General features: G+C 70.6%; 14 protein-coding genes and 1 pseudogene. 7 read left to right on the forward strand and 8 right to left on the reverse strand.

Features of this window, described 5'->3' with window-relative positions; translation table 11 throughout:
* Positions 1–222 precede the first annotated feature (222 nt).
* On the forward strand, positions 223–891 hold the full coding sequence (locus tag ACQPYD_RS19750; RefSeq protein ID WP_433697071.1) for a hypothetical protein: 669 nt from the start codon (positions 223–225) through the stop codon (positions 889–891).
* Between the two features lie 332 nt (positions 892–1,223).
* Here ACQPYD_RS19750 and ACQPYD_RS19755 read toward each other — a convergent pair whose 3' ends face one another.
* A complete protein-coding gene (locus ACQPYD_RS19755) occupies positions 1,224–2,237 on the reverse strand; it encodes a protein kinase domain-containing protein (RefSeq protein WP_433697072.1) in 1,014 nt (337 codons plus the stop codon).
* 383 nt (positions 2,238–2,620) lie between these two features.
* On the opposite strand from ACQPYD_RS19755, the gene ACQPYD_RS19760 reads away from it, so the two are divergent.
* From ACQPYD_RS19760 to ACQPYD_RS19770, 3 genes and pseudogenes are all read left to right on the forward strand, one after another.
* Positions 2,621–2,872, forward strand: a complete 252-nt coding sequence (locus ACQPYD_RS19760) for a hypothetical protein (protein WP_433697073.1) — start codon at positions 2,621–2,623, stop codon at positions 2,870–2,872.
* Positions 2,873–3,340: 468 nt separating this feature from the next.
* Positions 3,341–5,470: an insecticidal delta-endotoxin Cry8Ea1 family protein gene (locus ACQPYD_RS19765; protein ID WP_433697074.1), complete on the forward strand. Its 2,130-nt coding sequence runs from the start codon at positions 3,341–3,343 to the stop codon at positions 5,468–5,470.
* Positions 5,471–5,575: 105 nt separating this feature from the next.
* Positions 5,576–5,707: pseudogene (locus ACQPYD_RS19770) on the forward strand (IS630 family transposase); the annotation flags it as partial.
* 410 nt (positions 5,708–6,117) lie between these two features.
* Here the strand turns inward: ACQPYD_RS19770 and ACQPYD_RS19775 are convergent.
* Positions 6,118–6,711: a TetR/AcrR family transcriptional regulator gene (locus ACQPYD_RS19775; protein WP_433697075.1), complete on the reverse strand. Its 594-nt coding sequence runs from the start codon at positions 6,709–6,711 to the stop codon at positions 6,118–6,120.
* 49 nt (positions 6,712–6,760) lie between these two features.
* On the opposite strand from ACQPYD_RS19775, the gene ACQPYD_RS19780 reads away from it, so the two are divergent.
* Positions 6,761–7,288: a nuclear transport factor 2 family protein gene (locus ACQPYD_RS19780; RefSeq protein WP_433697076.1), complete on the forward strand. Its 528-nt coding sequence runs from the start codon at positions 6,761–6,763 to the stop codon at positions 7,286–7,288.
* A 193-nt stretch (positions 7,289–7,481) separates the two neighbouring features.
* On the opposite strand, the gene ACQPYD_RS19785 is transcribed toward ACQPYD_RS19780, so the two are convergent.
* From ACQPYD_RS19785 to ACQPYD_RS19805, 5 genes are all read right to left on the reverse strand, one after another.
* A complete protein-coding gene (locus tag ACQPYD_RS19785; protein WP_433697077.1) occupies positions 7,482–8,153 on the reverse strand; it encodes a histidine phosphatase family protein in 672 nt (223 codons plus the stop codon).
* A 201-nt stretch (positions 8,154–8,354) separates the two neighbouring features.
* On the reverse strand, positions 8,355–9,026 hold the full coding sequence (locus ACQPYD_RS19790) for an enoyl-CoA hydratase-related protein (RefSeq protein WP_433697078.1): 672 nt from the start codon (positions 9,024–9,026) through the stop codon (positions 8,355–8,357).
* A 29-nt stretch (positions 9,027–9,055) separates the two neighbouring features.
* Entirely contained in the window at positions 9,056–9,298 is a 243-nt protein-coding gene (locus tag ACQPYD_RS19795; RefSeq protein WP_433697079.1) for a hypothetical protein, read from the reverse strand.
* Between the two features lie 261 nt (positions 9,299–9,559).
* Positions 9,560–10,603 (reverse strand): zinc-binding dehydrogenase, encoded by a 1,044-nt coding sequence (locus ACQPYD_RS19800; RefSeq protein ID WP_433697080.1) that lies wholly within the window; start codon positions 10,601–10,603, stop codon positions 9,560–9,562.
* Between the two features lie 64 nt (positions 10,604–10,667).
* Complete coding sequence (locus tag ACQPYD_RS19805; protein WP_433697081.1) at positions 10,668–11,903, reverse strand: MFS transporter; 1,236 nt, start codon at positions 11,901–11,903, stop codon at positions 10,668–10,670.
* Between the two features lie 137 nt (positions 11,904–12,040).
* On the opposite strand from ACQPYD_RS19805, the gene ACQPYD_RS19810 reads away from it, so the two are divergent.
* Complete coding sequence (locus ACQPYD_RS19810; protein ID WP_433697082.1) at positions 12,041–12,955, forward strand: helix-turn-helix transcriptional regulator; 915 nt, start codon at positions 12,041–12,043, stop codon at positions 12,953–12,955.
* A gap of 271 nt (positions 12,956–13,226) precedes the next feature.
* On the forward strand, positions 13,227–14,036 hold the full coding sequence (locus ACQPYD_RS19815) for an alpha/beta fold hydrolase (protein ID WP_433697083.1): 810 nt from the start codon (positions 13,227–13,229) through the stop codon (positions 14,034–14,036).
* 479 nt (positions 14,037–14,515) lie between these two features.
* On the opposite strand, the gene ACQPYD_RS19820 is transcribed toward ACQPYD_RS19815, so the two are convergent.
* Positions 14,516–16,282 (reverse strand): tetratricopeptide repeat protein, encoded by a 1,767-nt coding sequence (locus tag ACQPYD_RS19820; RefSeq protein WP_433697084.1) that lies wholly within the window; start codon positions 16,280–16,282, stop codon positions 14,516–14,518.
* Positions 16,283–16,343: the final 61 nt, after the last annotated feature.

Here is a 16,343-nt window from a genome sequence, read left to right on the forward strand (position 1 = left end):
GGGGAAGGAGCCACAAAGAACACCCGAGCCGGAGGGGCGTCTTCGGTCAGGTCAGGCGGGGTTCAGGAGCGGCTGTGGAGCGGGCTCAACCGGGGAGTCGCGGGGGCCTTGGGTCACAACATGGCGTCGGCGTGCAACAAATCCGGCGTCTGAGCACTCCCTTTACATGAGCCTCCTGCGCCACGCGGGACTCCCATCCTCCGCCGAACCCCCGAGGTACACATGCTGAACCCTGCCCTCACGCGCCGCATCACCCTGGGCGTGGCCGCCGCCGGATCCGCCCTCGTCCTCGCCGCTTGCGGCGGGGCCGATCCCGAGCCGGAAGCGGCTCCTGAGCCCGCCGAGGTGATCGAGGAGGAGACCCCGGAGGTCGACACCGCCGACTTCAACCAGGGCCCGATCCCCGACGCCGCGCCGGAGGTGACCGCGGAGGACCTGCCCGCCGAGCCGGACAGCTCCGCGCCGCTGGGCGACCGCATCGCCTGGGAGGCCCTGGAGCAGGTCTCCGTCTTCGCGTCGGTCGTGGACCCGGACGCCACCTCCGAGTGCCCGGAGATCGCGGGCACCGAGGGGGAGACCGCCACGTGCACGGTGAACTTCCTCGGGGAGGAGTTCGAGTACGCGATCACGGTGGAGTCCTCCGGCATCCTCGTCTCCTACCAGCCGCAGCTCGTGAACGGGCCGCTGATCCGCGAGGCGGTCGAGGACACCCTGCGCGTGCAGGCGGACACCGAGTACGTGCTCTGCGACATGGAGGCCGACCTCGTGCGCGGCGAGCCCGACACGGACGCGCCGTTCACGTGCCAGGCGCTGGACGAGGAGACCGGGGAGGTCGACGAGTACACCCTGAGCATCTCGATGTACGGGGCGTTCACCTTCTTCGTGGTCTGACCGGTGACCGTGCCGCCGTCCGTCGCCCCGGGTCCGGTCGGGGCGACGGACGGCGGCGGGACGGGGCGGGAGCGGGCGCCAGCCCGGGAGCCGTCGCCGAGGGTGTCGTTCCCGTGGGCGAGGGGGTCCTCGACGGTCACGGCGCCGATGGGGCCGGTGTCGGACTCGGTGCAGAGGTCCGAGCCGTCGTCGGTGTTGTTGTGGGCCACGGTGTCCCGGAAGACGTTCCCGGGAGCCAGACCCGGTACATGCCAGTACCGACCCGCACCGCGGTGGGGGCGGCCCTACGGTGAGCGGTCCCGGCCGAGACCGGGCGCGGCCGCTACGCCGGTTCAGTCCCCATCGCCACCGTCCATGTCCGGCGGCTGCCAGATGAGGTTCAGTCCACCGGGATTGTCCGGCTCGGACGCCGCAACCCGCCTCCGTACCTCCCGGGCACGGACCCTGAACCCGCCCTCCAGGACTCCGAGGTCGACCTCCAGGGGCATCCACCTCTTCCTGGCCCCGAACCGGAGGGACCGCTCGTGGAGCTCCCCCAGGTCGGGACGCACGTCTTCCCCCGTGTATCCGAGCAGGACCGCCAGCACCCGGTACGCGCCGGGCCGACGCGCGGGGTCGCGGACCAGGCAGCTTTCCAGCACCGACGACAGCGGTCGAGGCACACCCTCCAGGTCCGGTCGCCCCGTCACCGCGCGGGCGGCCGTCCCTGGGGGCGTCGGCCCGGGGAACGCCGACCTCCCCGTGGCCGCCCGGACCACGGTCGCCGCCCACCCGAAGACGTCGTCGGCGCCGGTGCCCCGGTCACCGCCCCGCCGCTCCGGCTCCGGCTGCTGCGGTGTCAGGAGAGACCGGCGGCCGTCGGCGGTGCTCTCCACCGCTCGGGCGACGACACGGTCGACGAGGACCGCGCCGTCCGCGCCCACCAGGATGTTCTCGCCGGTGACCCCGTGGTGGACAATGCCCTCGTCGTGCAGGACCGCCAGCGCGGTGACGGTGTGCACGGCGAACCGGTACAGCTCCCGGTCCGCGAGCAGGTCTCCGTCGGCGATCCGCTCGCTCAGGGATTCGGCGTGCCCGGCGTCCCTGAAGGCGACCCACGGCGTATCGGCCCACGGGTCGGCGTCCACCGCCGTCAGCAGGGAGAAGGAGGACACCCGCAGCGACCGCGCCACCGACCGTTCCAGTCGTTCGCGGAACCCGGGTGTGCGCGCCGTTTCTCCCGACACGAGCGTGAGCACATGCGGGGCGCCCCCGGCGTCCACCGCCCGGAAGTGCGCGCCTCGGGGGTCCGTGCCGAGGTCGCCCACGAGCCGGTAGCCGTCCACGCTTTCCCCGACGCCCGCCATGTCCCTCCCCTTCACGGATACCGGTGAGAGTCCCGCGCGGGCCGGGAGGTTCGCACAGGCCTTCCGCCGGGGCGAGCCACCCCCGCAGCCGTCCTCGCACGCAGGTGCGTGGCCGGACGGTGCGCCACCTGACCGTGTCCGATCCGCATCCCTGCGGCGCCGGCCGACTCCTCGCGGGACCCGGGTCGCGGCCAGGTGCTCGACATCGGGGGCGGACGCGGCGGCGGTGGTTCCGGTCCCGTCGGTCATGGCACCGGGATCGCGCAGTCCACCGACAACACCGGTCGGGCCTCGGGGCTCATAGGCGGGCGCACAGGCCCCATTCCGCGACCGTCTCCCATCAGGGGGCCGGGCCGGGAACCCCGGCGTCCCCACTGGTACTCATGGACTGGGAGGAGTGGGCTGCGGCACCGCTGGGGTATGACGCCGCGGTCCTGCACGCCTACGCCCTGGCCGAACCCGGTGCAGCTGCCATGGTCCGCGAGGTCTTCTCCGACGTGCTGGACACCGGGGAGGGGCGGCTGGCGCACCTGATCTTCTGCGCCGAGATCGTCCAAGCCGCTCAACGGGACCCGCTCCATCGGAGACTGGCCCCGTACGCGCGCGCATTCGCACACGACCTGCTCGCCGTGTGATCCGGCCTCTCGGGGAACGGCCTTGACCGACTGCATGCCCAAAGGTTCCAGGAACGCGGCGACTGGGTCTGGCCGCGCCCATACGGGTCGGGACCTGAAGGACGTGTCCCCCTGTTCCTCACCCGACGCAGCGGGTCCCGCACCGGCCTGATCGGTTGATGTAGTGCAGGTCATTCCGCCAGAGGCCGCGATCGGAGTCGAGCCGCACAGGACCCCTTTCGACACTTGACGCGTGGTCCGCCATGGCCGAAGAAAGTGCATGATCAGTCCTTCTCTAGTCAACAGTGGGTATGGAAATTATTTTCCCGCCCAGGCATGTCCGCCTTCTAGTTCTGGCCAACAGAACACAGGTCAAGTGTCAGCAAGAGGCCGTCGGGTAGTCATGTCGACGCCACAGAACAGCACTACGGCATTTCTGTGGAATCCACAAATCGATTCTTCCTGTTTAATGCCAGATGGAGGCCTGTGATGAATCGTCCGGAGGACACCCGCACAGAAGCCACTCTCGAAGAGGAGAGAGCAGCATTTATCCCACGTCAAGCCCAAGAAGCCTTCGGGCTTTCAGCTCCTGCCCAGCCACAGGGCAAGAAGGACATGGATACCGCCCTGGCCGCAATGAAGCAACTCATCATGGGCATATGCAGTGTCGTTCCGGGGTGGGGGACCCTGATCGGCGTCGGGTTGGGAATTGGGCTTTCCTACCTGTGGCCGTCCGGAAAAGACGACGTATGGCTTGAGATCGAGGAACGCGTCAAAAAACTAGTGAAGCAGGAGATCAAGGATCTCTATCGGAAATTGATGGAGAACCAGCTCAAGGGCCTCTACGGCCTCTGCACACGTTACAAGAAGTCAGCCGAGGTCGCATACAAGAGCGGCGCGAGCAACAAGGACAAGGAAGACGCCAGAACAGACTGGAAAGCCATCGAGACGGCAATCATCAAAGACCTTCCCTCTTTCCAGGACAAAGATTACAAGGTCGCCACCCTTCCGCTGTTTGTCCAGGTCGCCAACATTCACCTGTTCATCTTGCGCGACATGTGCATCAACGGGCAGAAGCTCGGCTTCGGTGATCAAAAAATTAATGACTGCAAAACGACCCTCAGTAATCTCACACAGGGGAGTTCTCCCACTTACATTGACTACGTAATGGATACCTACAAGGCCGGATGGGACGAGATCGACACTCTCGCCAAGAAGGTGGAATTCCATAGGGAGATGTGGTTCGCCGCAGTCGAGTACGCCCAGGTCTATTGGCGCCCCTTCGGGGACTGGCAGAAGAAGTACGATACGGTGGACCGGGACGTCGAAATTTTCTGGGGTCCTTTCGGAAAGCAATGGGCTGGCAGTCTCGACAGCTTCTTCACCAAGGATGATTTTATTCACCGCCCGGCCAAAAATAGCCGCCTCACGGGCGTGAAGGCGTGGTGCAAGGAGTACGAAAACGAGAAAACCGGGCACAAGTACCGCCTCTTGCACGGTATGCAGATGCGCCAGGGCAGCAGTTGGCAGACCATCGACGGAAGTCAGACTGGCGATTGCTACGGTTGCGACGAGAAGCCTCCCTACTGCCCGGGAGAGGGTAAATACTTCCAGGGCTTCCACGTCTACCACGACCCTAAGAACGGGATTTTCAACTACGTCACGTTCCAGGACAGCACTGGGACAGATACCGAATACCTGGGAAGCTTGGGATATCCGAATGATGAGCACGTTGACTGCGGAATCCAGGACTTCGAGGTGTCCCAGGCCAGAATCATCGAATTCGACCATCGGAAACACCCCAGCGCGATGATTTTCTCCTTCCGACCGGTGAGCACCAAAGTCAAGTACAAGGAGATCAAAGCTCCTTTGCAGAATATGGTGCTGTGCCAACCCGAAGACATGGACCATGTACTCGCGCCGCAGACGTACAGTGTCTCCGGAGAAACAGAACTCAGTATGAGTCAAGCGGATGGGAGCCTGGCTCAGCAGTGGCTATTCCAGGATGCAGGAAAGGGGTTGGTCCACCTCGTCAACCGGTACAGCCGCCAATACCTGATCCGCACCCCCCAGGGGATCCGTCAAGGCGATGCCGACCATCATGCCGCTGAGGCCCTGTGGCGCCAGGTGCACGGTGATGGGGGCCTGTTGTCCCTGGCAGACCCCGGTGACGACAGTGCGAGGTTGAGCGTCGACCGTGACATGGTCGTCCTTGGCGGCGCGGAGGGCACCCGGTGGGTCGCTGTCCCTGCGGTCGCCGCCGGCTCCCTGCGCCTTCCCGCCGCACCTGCGCTCGACACCGAGTCAAGCCCCGGCCGCAGCCGGGTGCGGGTGACGGTGCCCCGGGACGGCGAAGAAGTACCGGATTGGAACGTCTCGTTCTACCTGCCCAGCGAGGCCGAGGACCAGATTGACGTGCAAGGCGCAGCCGTGGTCGCCACAGACCGTGACGAGCGTGGCCTGCGCGTCACGGTGGCCGCACAGGAACCCCGGCGCCGGTCTTTGGCCGCAGGGACGACTGTGGAGTTCACCGTGACAGCGCCGATGTCCGGGCGTGCCCGCGACCGCGCTCTGGCGCTGGCCGATGTCCGCCTCAACGGAACACATGTCAGCGGCTGAGCTCCAGCCCGCCGTCCTGCGGCGCACTGGCCCATAGCCGACTCCACGCGCTGCCGAAGTTCTCATGAGTCGGCCCTGCCGTCAGAACGTTCGTGCATGCAAGTGGTGCAGACCCGGGCGCTGCATGCCTATCTGCGGTGGCGCAACGCCAACACCCTCGCCCCGGCCGTGCTCGTGGTCCAGCGTCGCGAGAGGGCGCAGGTGCATAGAGAGAAAGGCGTTCGTTGTTCGCCCCGCCTGTCGCGACCCTGTCGAACAGGCCGGGGGACCGTCTGGTGGCGCAGCTCGGCCGTGACCCCGCCGGGTTCTCCATGAGCCGGGGATGAGAGGACTGTTCCGGTCCGGCACCGCCCTGCCGGACCGGAACCGGTGGTCCGGCTCGGGTGACCGAGGTGCCTCGAAGCTTCCGGGCAGGACGTCGACCGCGACGCGATCCGCACCGCCCTGGACCGACCCCTGACCGAGTTCCACACCGGGGTGCAGTTCCGCCGGGGCTCCCCGTGGGAGCGGCCGCACCTGGCCGCGGTGCTACCCGACGGGGTGGCGCGCGTGCCCGGCTTCACCCCGCACATCGGCCGGGGCTCCATGGTCGCACCGGAGCCGAGCCGGTCAGGATGTGGCGCGCGGTAGGCGGAATCTTCAGCTCCTCAGCCGCGTGCGTCGGTGTTCCCGACGCCGGACCGGATGGAGTCGATCATCATGCGTACGAGCTGGTCCCCGTCGGTCTTCCACTTCTCCTTCGCCAGGTGGCCGCTGAGCTCCAGTCCGGCGATGCCGTGCGCGCTCGACATCAGCAGGGCGCCGTAGCGGAGGGCGTCCGCCTCGCCGACCACGTCGGCGACGATGGCGAGGAACGCGTTCTCCAGGCGGCTCGCGGCCTCGGCGGCCTCCGGGTCGTCCACCGGGGCGCTGAACATCAGCGCGTACAGGTGCGGTTGTCGGCGACCGACCCCGATGAGCTCCAGCACGGCGCGCTCGAGCCGTTCAGCGGGAGGCGCGTCCGGGGCGGCCCGCAGCTGTTCGACCTTGTCCGCCAGGGAGTTCCAGGCGTCGATGGCGAGCCGGGTCAGCAGGTGCTCCTTGTTCTCGAAGTGCCCGTAGGGGGCGCCGCGGGAGACCCCGGCTCGGGCCCCTACCCCCCGGAGCGTCACCGCGTCGGGTCCCCCCTCGTCGAGCAGTTCGGAGGCGGCGCGCACGAGGGCGCTCCGGGTCGCAGCGGCTGCTTCGGTTCGCGTCACCATGGCGCACAGTCTACTTGACAGTGTCACATCAGTACTCCACAGTGTTCGCATGACACAGTCACACGAATTGCCCGTCGACGAGAACCGCCTGCGCCGCCTGATGGACCGCGCCGAGATCAGCGACGTCCAGCTCCGCTACGCCACGGGAACCGACTCCCGCGACTGGGAGCTGTTCCGGAGCTGCTTCACCGACGAGGTCGAGGTCGACTTCAGTGACGGCTTCGGCCAGCCCGCCGTGCGCCTCGCGGCCGACGACTGGGTCAGGGGGACCGCACCGAGAATGGAGTCGTTCAAGGCGACGCAGCACATGATCACGAACCACGTGGTCACCTTCGACGACGACGATCACGCCACGTGCGTCGCCTACGTCCGAGCCGGCCACCACCTGCCGAACAGCACCGGCGACAGCGAGCAGACCGTCTACGGGTACTACACGAACCGGTTCGAGCGGACCCCGGCCGGCTGGCGGATCTGCGGGGTCAAGCTGACGGCCCTGTGGATGACCGGGAACTTCGGCGTCTTCCAGACGGCCCTCACCCCGGAGGCCGAGCCCGCGCCAGCCCACTCGGGCAGCTGACGGGCGGCACAGCACCGCGCCGCCCCGCAGCCATCCGGGACGCGTGACGGCCACGGTGCGACCACGAAGACGGCCTCCGGCGCAGTGTCCGCCGGTCCCGCCGGGGCCAGGACCGCGAGAGCCTCCGGCCCCGGCAGGACCGCGGCCGTCGGCACGCACGGGAGCCCCGACCGACGGCCCTCCGGAAAGTCGGTCAGGCCTCGACGCCGTCCACGGCCTCGCCGGCGGGCCCGCTCTGCGCTCCGGGAACACTGCTGTCGGGACCGACGGTCTTGCCCATCCACGTCTCCGCTCGCCACCCTTCGGCGGGGGTGCCGGAGAGGACGACGACGCCGGTGTTCTCCAGTACGTGGGCCGACGCGAACGCGACGTCGACGTTCTCGGCGCGGGCCGCCGTCCACATGCGGATGACGGCGCCGTGGCTGACCATGGCCACCGTCCGCGCCCCGGTGGCCGCGGCCTCCTCGACCACGGCGTCGAAGCGCCGGAGGGCCTCGACCCCGTTCTCCCCGCCAGGCATACGGAGCCCGGTCTCCCCCGCGGACCAGGCGAAGGCGGTGCTCAGGTACGTCTCGGCGGCGAGCTCGTCACCCCGCATCTCCAGGTCGCCGGCGGCCAACTCCCGGATGCCGTCCCGCACCCGGACCTCGAGCCCCGTACTGGCCGCCAGCGGTGCGGCGGTGAGCTGGGTGCGGATCAGCGTGGAGGCGTAGAGGGCGTCGATCTCCTCGCCCTCCAGCACTTCGGGGAGGGCCGCCGCCTGCTGCTGGCCCAACGGGGTCAGCCCCGGACCCGGTTCTGCCGTGTCCAGGAGGTGCTTGAGGTTGGACGGGGTCTGGCCGTGGCGGACGAGCAGCAAGCGCATGTGAACGGATCGGTCTCCAGAGAGGGCGGTCGTGGTGGTCCCACTCTGGCATCCGTGCGACAGGCCCGTGTCGGCGGGTTCCGGCAACCCGGCCGGGGCGCAGGGGGGCGGGGTCGGCGCGGCCGTGCTCTGCCGCTCGCCCGCCCCGGCCCCGGGTCCGTACTGCGCGGTCCCGGGGCCGGGCGCGGACCCCCTGCGGCATCAGCCGAGGGGGGCGTCCTTGTCCCGCAGTACGTCCAGGACGGGGGCGTACATGCGGGACTTGATGGTGCCCATGGTGGCGGCGTCCTTGGCGGCCAGGGAGCGGGCCAGTTCGACGGCGGTGGGACGCACGTCCTGCTCGGACACGGCCCGGTCCACAATGCCTGCCGCCTCGGCGTCGTGGCCGCCGTAGCGGCGGGCGGTCAGCATGGCCTCGTGCGCGGTCTGCGGCGCCAGACGCGCCTGGATGAGCGCCGACATGCCCGGGGTGAAGGGGATGTTGATGTCGGCCTCGGGCAGACACCAGAAGCCGCGGTCGGCGCGCATCACGCGCAGGTCGTGGGCGAGGGAGAACATGGCGCCGGCGGCGAAGGTGTGGCCCTGCAGGGCCGCCACCGTGGGCATCGGCAGGGCCAGCATGCGCGCGAACAGGTGGTGGACGTCGGCGACGTAGCCCTCGTAGTGGTCGGCGTTGGCCATGAGCCAGTCCAGGTCCAGGCCGTTGGAGTAGAACTTCCCGGTGGCAGCGGTGACCAGGGCGCGGGGGCCCTGGACCTGCTCGGCCTCGTCCAGGGCGGCGTTGACCGAGGCGATCCAGTCCGGGTGGAAGCGGTTCTCGCCGTCGCCCAGGTCGAGAACGAGGACCTCGTCGTGGCGTTCGAGTGTGGGCATGGTGCTCCTTGTCGTGGTGGCGGACGGTGTCAGGGGCGGGACTGCCCCTCGCCGGTGGTCCGGTACGGGTGCGGAACGCGGGTCGGCAGGCCGTGGACCTCCGCGCCGGAGGCTCGGAGCGGCGCGGTGCCGTGCCCGGCGCGGCGCATGACCGTTGCGCCCTCGACGGCGGCGGCCGGGCGTTCGCTGCGCGGCGCGGGCAGCCCGCGGCTCCGGGACGGTGCGGCGCTGCGCACCGCCGCCTCGCGACCGCGGCTCTCTCCCGGCCCCATGTGCCATCTTTCCGGGCGTAGGACTCCCCGCTGGTGGGTATGCGCCGCACCCGGGATGCTACCGGCAAGTAACTTATGACGGACAGCATAGAGCAGAGAAGTTCATCCCGAGGCCGCGGAACCCGCGGACGCGGCCCCGCCAGCACCACCGCCGAAGGTTTGGGCACCAGCTCGGCGCTCACCGCCGGGGGCGGTGTGAGGGCACGGAGGGAGCCGGGTCCGCCCCCGCTACGGCCGTGGGCGGACCCGGTGATCTGTGCGTCAGGGCCTGATGAGGACCTTCAGGCTCGTGCGGTCGTCCATGTCCTTGTAGCCGGCGGGCACGCCGTCCAGGTCGGTGGCGGCGTCGAAGACCCTGCCCGGCTCGATGGTCCCGTCCAGGATGTCGGGCAGCAGCTCCTCGATGTAGGCGCGTACCGGCGCGGGCCCGCCGGCCAGGCGGATGTTGTGCCGGAACAGGCTCGCGAAGCCGATCGGCGCCTGCTCGTACTGCGGGACGCCCACCCGGCTGATCACGCCGCCGGGGCGCACCACACCGAGCGCCTGCTCGTAGGCGGGCATGTGTCCGACCGCTTCGAGGACGGCGTGCGAACCGTGGCCGCCGGTGAGCTCGCGGACCCTGGCGATGCCCTCCTCGCCGCGCTCGGCGACGACGTCGGTCGCGCCGAACTCCCGGCCCAGGTCGGTGCGGTCGGTGTGGCGGCCCATGAGGACGATCTGCTCGGCCCCCAGGCGCTTGGCCGAGAGCACCGCCATCAGGCCCACCGCGCCGTCACCGATCACGGTGACGCTCTGGCCGGGGGCCACGCCTGCGGCCCTGGCGGCGTGGTAGCCGGTGCCCAGCACGTCGGCCAGGGTGAGCAGCGAAGGGATCAGGGCCGAGTCGGGCGCGACCGGCAGCTTCACCAGGGTGCCGTCGGCCAGCGGCACACGGACCGCCTCGGCCTGGCCGCCCTCGTCGTCGATGCCGTCCCAGAAGCCGGCCTCGTGGTGGGAGCAGGAGGTCTGCATGTTCTCCCGGCAGAACTCGCACACGTTGTCGGAGACGGCGAAGGGCGAGACGACCAGGTCGCCCCTGGTGAGCGTGGCCACGTCCGGGCCGACCTCCTCGACGACGCCGATGAGTTCGTGCCCCATCCGGGCGGGGCCCTGGTCGGCGGTCATGGAGCGGTAGGGGTGCAGGTCGCTGCCGCAGACACAGGACGCGGTGATGCGGACCAGGGCGTCGGTGGAGTGCTTGATCCGGGAGTCGGGCACGTTCTCGACGCGGACGTCTCCGGCTCGGTACATGAGTGTGGCGCGCATGGTGGCTCTCTCTTTCGGTGGTGTTCTTCGTCGGGAACCGCCGGGTGCGGCGGAGGTGTGCGGGTCAGGACAGGGCGTTCGCGGCCTCGGGGCGCGCCGCCGTGTCACGGCGGCGCCGGATCACGGCCAGTGCGGTCGCGGGGATGAGCGTCAGGGCGGCGATGGCCGTTCCGACGACGAGGGGGCCCGTGGCGCCCAGGCCGGTGCCGAGGGCGATGCCGCCGATCCAGGAGGCGGCCGCGGTGCCGAAGTTGAAGGCCGCGACGCTGAGGGAGGACCCCAGGGTGGGCGCGTGGGCGGCGTAGCGGACCGCCAGCGAGATCAGCACCGGGTTCGCGCCGAGGCCGAACAGCCCGAGCAGGACGAGGAGGATCGTGGTCGGGATCGGCGCACTGGAGACGAGGCAGAGCGCCACCAGGATCAGGGCGGTCGCCGACGGCGCGACGATCGTCACCGTGTGCGGGCGGGTGTCGCCGAGTCGGCCGCCCAGGACGGACCCGAGGAGCGAGCCGAGGCCGAAACCGGCGAGCACCAGTGGAACGAGGTCGGCGGGGATGCCCGTCTGCTCGGTGAGCAGCGGGGCGACGTAGGAGTACGCGGCCAGGACACCGCCGGTCGTGGCAGCGCAGGCCGCCAACACCAGCCACAGCCGTCCGGAGCGCAGGGCGGTCAGCTCCGAGCGGATCGACACCGACCGGCTCCCGGCGCCGCCGCGGGGGACATGGCGGGCGATCACGGGCATCGCGACGACCGCGAGCACCGCCAGCGCCCAGAACGTGCCGCGCCAGCCGACGAGCTGTCCGGCGAACGCGCCGAGCGGAACGCCCAGGACGGTCGCGAGCATCCCTCCGGCGTTGACGACGCCCACGGCGCGCGAGCCCGCGCCCGGGCCGGCGACGCGGGTGGCGACCACCGCGGCCACGGCCCAGAACGCACCGGTCGCCAGCGCTGTGAGGAAGCGTGCGGCGAGCAGCACCCCGAAGTCGGAGCCGACGGCGACGATCACGTGCCCGAGGGCGAACACGCCCAGGGCGAGCACGAGCGTCACCCGCTGCGGCATCCGCAGGGTCAGCATCGCCATGAGCGGCGCGCCCACGATCATGCCGACCGCGAAAACCGTGATGAGCATGCCCGCCCGGGCGACGCTCACCTGCACGTCGGCGGCGATGTCGGGCAGGATCCCGGCCACGACGAACTCCGTCGTGAGCATCAGGAACGTTCCCAGCGCCAGGGCGTAGACGACGAAGGGGAGACGGGACGAACGGCCCCGGTGGGAAACCCGTGTGGCTTCGTCGTGCATGGTGAACCTCGTGTCGTGGTGGAGCCTTCGCTGTCACCACCCACTTCACCGGCCGCCGCCGACGCGGAGAAGGTTGCGTTTGTGGGGGTACAACCTCAACCCCCCTGAGGCGCTCACCTGCGCCTATCGTGGGCGGCATGGACAATCGCGCGGACATCAGGGGCTTCCTCGCCAGTCGACGGGCCAAGTTGTCCCCGGAACAGGTCGGACTTCCCCCCGGTACCCGCCGCCGTGTTCCCGGGCTGCGTCGCGAGGAGGTCGCCGTCCTGGCCGGTGTGAGTATCGAGTGGTACACCCGTCTGGAGAAAGGGCACATCGCGGGCGTGTCCGAAGAGGTGCTCGACGCGGTCGCCCACGCGCTGCGCCTCGACGACGAGGAGCGCACCCACCTGTTCGACCTGGCCCGCGCCGCACGTCCGGCCCACCGCAAGGCGACCCGCCGCCGCGAGGTCGCCCTCGCGCCGCCCGTGCAGTGGATGCTGGACTCCATCACGATGTCGGCGGCGTTCGTGCGCAACGGCCGACTCGACGTGGTCGCGACGAACGCCCTCGCCAGGGCCCTGCACGCGCCGATGTTCGCCAGCCCGACGACGGCCGCCCACGGACGGGCCAACTTCGCCCGCTACCACTTCCTCGACCCGGCCTCCCGTGACTTCTTCGCGGACTGGCAGGCGGGGGCCGCGATGACCGTGGCGCTGCTGCGCGCCGAGGCCGGACGCGAACCCCACGACCGGGCGCTGCGTGAACTCATCGGTGAGCTGTCGACCCTCAGCGACGACTTCCGTACCTTGTGGGCCTCGCACGACGTGCGCATCCGTCACGACGGCGTCAAACGCCTCCACCACCCGCAGGCGGGCGATCTGGAGCTGACCTTCCGGTCCCTGGACCTGCCGACCTCCCCGCGGGCCGTGCACGACCTCTCGCTCTACACCGCCGAACCGGGAACTTCGCACGAGGAACGGCTCAAGCTCCTCGCGAGCTGGTCCGCGCCCCGCAGGCGGGAGAGCCTGGATCCGCTGACCGCTCCCGAGGCCGGGCCGGGCCGGAACTGACGCCCGGGAAGTCCTCGGGGGGCGACCTTCCGAAGTCCTTCGTTCGCGGAAGCGGACCGCCGGCGGGCTTCCGGAAACACACGGACCGCGCGGCCGCACCACACCACTGCCCTGTCCAGCGGCCGGGCCCGCCGCCGACCGGGGGCGGCGAGGCACCACCGCCACGTCCTGCGGTGGTCCCCTCGCCACCTTTTGGCACACAGGGATCCCCGCACACCCGAGAAAGTCAACTGGGATTGACCACTGGCGTGAGTCAACATAGGTTGACTCCATGGCGGACGACGAGGGTTTCGAAAGCAACGGCGCACCGACGCCGATCACCGTCGACGTGGGCGGGCACGCGCTGTGCGTACGCATCGTCGGCGAGGGCCCCACGGTGGTCCTGGAGAGCGGGGGCTCCGGCCAGGGCGTGGGCGCCTGGGGCCGGGACCTGGAACGGATGCTGGCCGAGCGCGCCACCGTGGTGACCTACGACCGCGCCGGCGTCGGCCGGTCCGGCGGAACACAGGCCGCCACCGTCACCGAGGCAGCCGACCGCCTGCACCGGCTCGTGCACGCCCTGGGCCTGGAACTGCCCGCGGTGTTCCTCGGCTGGTCCTACGGCGGGCTCGTCACCCAGGTCCACACGGCCCGCCACCCCGAGGACGTGTCAGGGCTGGTGTTCGTGGACCCGACCGCCGCCGGAACCCCTCCGGGCTCGGACCCGGTACGCCGCCTGTCGTTCGGTGCGGTGTCGCGGCTGCTGCGCCTGCGTGCCGCGTTCGGCGGCCGGAACGCACAGGGGCTGCGCGAACTGGCGACCACCCTGGCCGGGATGCCGCAGGCCATGGAGGAGGCCGCCCGGGTACGGCGGGAGATCGGGCTGCCGCCGGTACCCGTCCACGTCGTGACGGCGGGCAGACGGCCGCGTATGCCCCGGGCACACCTGGAGCACCTGAACGCCGACCACCGCGCCCTGGCCGAGCAGTCCCCGCAGGGCCGGGTGACCGTCGCCGAGCGGGCCGACCACCAGATCCCCTACGAGCAGCCCGAGGCGATCCGCCAGGCGCTCGACGAGGTGCTGGAGGCGACGCGGGCCTGACAGGCCGTCCGGCGAGAGGGCGGTGCCCTGCCGGGGAGCCGGAAACGGACCGCGGTGCAACGTTCTCGCTGCTCGGAGGGCAGGCCGGTCCGGCCGTGCGGAGCGGACCGGCGGTCCGGCGCCGCCTGCCCTGGTGGAGCACGGCTCCGGGGGACGAGAGGTCCCCCGGCAGGCCGCACGTGATACGGCGCCGGGCGGCAGCTCGCGCCACCTTCGGTCCCAGTCCTCCCCGCGAAGACCGCAGAGGGCGCGGCAGACCCCACCCGGAACCTCCGGCCGAGGCGCGACACAGGCGGGCCCTACCGCTGAATCCCGTGGCGATTCTCCAAGGAACCGCTATTTCGTCGGGTGAAGCCACAAGGCACCTGTCCGGTCTCCATGAACCCGCCACCTTCGCAGGTCACATGTCCAGATGGCGTGAGAGCGGGACAGGTTCGTCCCCGACACCGACCCGCAGCCGACACACGCAGGGGAAGCGTTCACGCCTCCGCGTCCCTCTCCGCCTCGGCTGCCCGACGCTGCCACGCCTCGGCCTCGACGGTTTCGCCCCGCTGCTCCAGCAGGATCGCGAGGTCGAACATGGCGTAGGGCTCGCCGTTCTCGGCGCCGCGCCGCGTCCACCACTCGGCCTCGGCCGTCTCACCCCGCTCCCGAAGCAGGAAGCCGAGGAACGTCATGGCAAGGGGGTTGCCACCCTCGGCTCCGCGCCGTGCCCACCGCTCGGCCTCGACCATCCCGCCCCGCTCCCGAAGCAGGAAGCCGAAGACCCCCGTGGCGAGGGTGCTGTCGCTCTCCGAGGCTCTGCGGTACCACGACGCGGCCTCGACGGCCTCGCCCCGCTGCTCCAGCAGAAGGCCGAGGTTGACCATGGCTCCGATGTCGCCGTTCTCGGCGACGCGCCGGTACCAGGTCTGGGCCTCGGCCGTCTCATCCCGTTCCCAGAGCAGGAGGCCGAGGAGCGCCATGGCTTGGGGCTCGCCGTCCTCGGCTCCGCGCCGTGCCCACCGCTCGGCCTCGACCGCCTCACCCCGCTCCCGAAGCAGGAAGCCGAGCAACGTCATGGCAAGGGGGTTGCCACCCTCGGCTCCGCGCCGCGTCCACCGCTCGGCCTCGACCGCCTCACCCCGCTCCCGAAGTCGGTAGCCGAGGAAGGTCATGGCGTGGATGTGACCGTGTTCGGCAGCTTCGCGCCATGCGGTTTCGGCGGTGGTGAAAAAGCCGCGCTGGTGGGCGGCGACACCGATCGCGTTGAGGGAGTTGGGGTCAGTGGTGCGGGCCAGGGCCGCGCCCCACAGACTCTCGGGAATGGGGGTCGTGGTGGTGTCGACGAGGTAGTCGAAGGGCCGCCAGCAACCGTCGGCATCGGCGGGCAACAGCAGCCCGCAGGTGCCCTCGCCTTCGCGGGTGGCCCATTCCAGGGCCAGTTCGAAGGGCTCGGGGCGCAGCAGCGCCGACAGTGGGTAGACGCGGTGCGTGTGCTCCAACAACTCCGGTGGGGCGTGCTCGACGCCGATGCGGGCCAGGTCCACCGCGGCGGCGACCAGGCGGTGCCCGCGCGGAAACCCGCCCTCGCCTCGTGTCAGGGTGGCGTTGGCCGCCCACATGTCGGCCAGTCGGGGCGCCGAGGCCAGGTACTCGCCCACCCCGTGACCGCCCTTGGCGCGCTGGCGTGCGGTGGCGTCGGCCAGTTCCCGGCGTCCGGTGCGCGTCGCGACCTGGGTGGCGCGTTCCAGCTCCTCTGCGCTCCACAGGCGCTCGATCGGAATCGGGGTGGTGCCGCGCAGCAGCAGCCGCCCCGTCTCCATACCGAACTCCCGTCCTTCACCAGTGAAGGACGAGGGGGTGTTGATCCGGTCGTAGGCGCCGCGGCGCATGGTCGCCACCACCACCGCCTCGGCCTCGCCGAGCCGCTGGACGAGGGCTGGGTCCAGGCCGCTGCTGGCGTTGAGGTGCTTGTCCAGGTCGTCCAGCCACACCACTGCCCGCCCCGCGTCGCGGGCGTGTTCGGCGACCGCGACGGCCAGGTAGCGCAGGTCTGCACCCAGGGTGGGGACGAACACGCGCCGCTGGGGCAGGTGGGTGGCGACCGCGTGCCACGCCGCGCGGGTCTTGCCTGCGGTGGAGCCGCCCACCGCCAGCACCAGACCGCCCCGTTCTGCGGCCTCGGCGATCCGCTCGGCCAGGACGGTGTCGCGGTCGCGCGGCACATACGGGGCCAGGCCGCCCTCCGAGCGATGCACCCCCACCCATGACGGATCCACCCGCGCCACTGGGGCCGACCACCCCCATCCCGAGCCCCGGCCACCA

The organism is Nocardiopsis sp. CA-288880 (assembly GCF_050955985.1).
In the GTDB taxonomy this organism is placed as follows: domain Bacteria; phylum Actinomycetota; class Actinomycetes; order Streptosporangiales; family Streptosporangiaceae; genus Nocardiopsis; species Nocardiopsis tropica.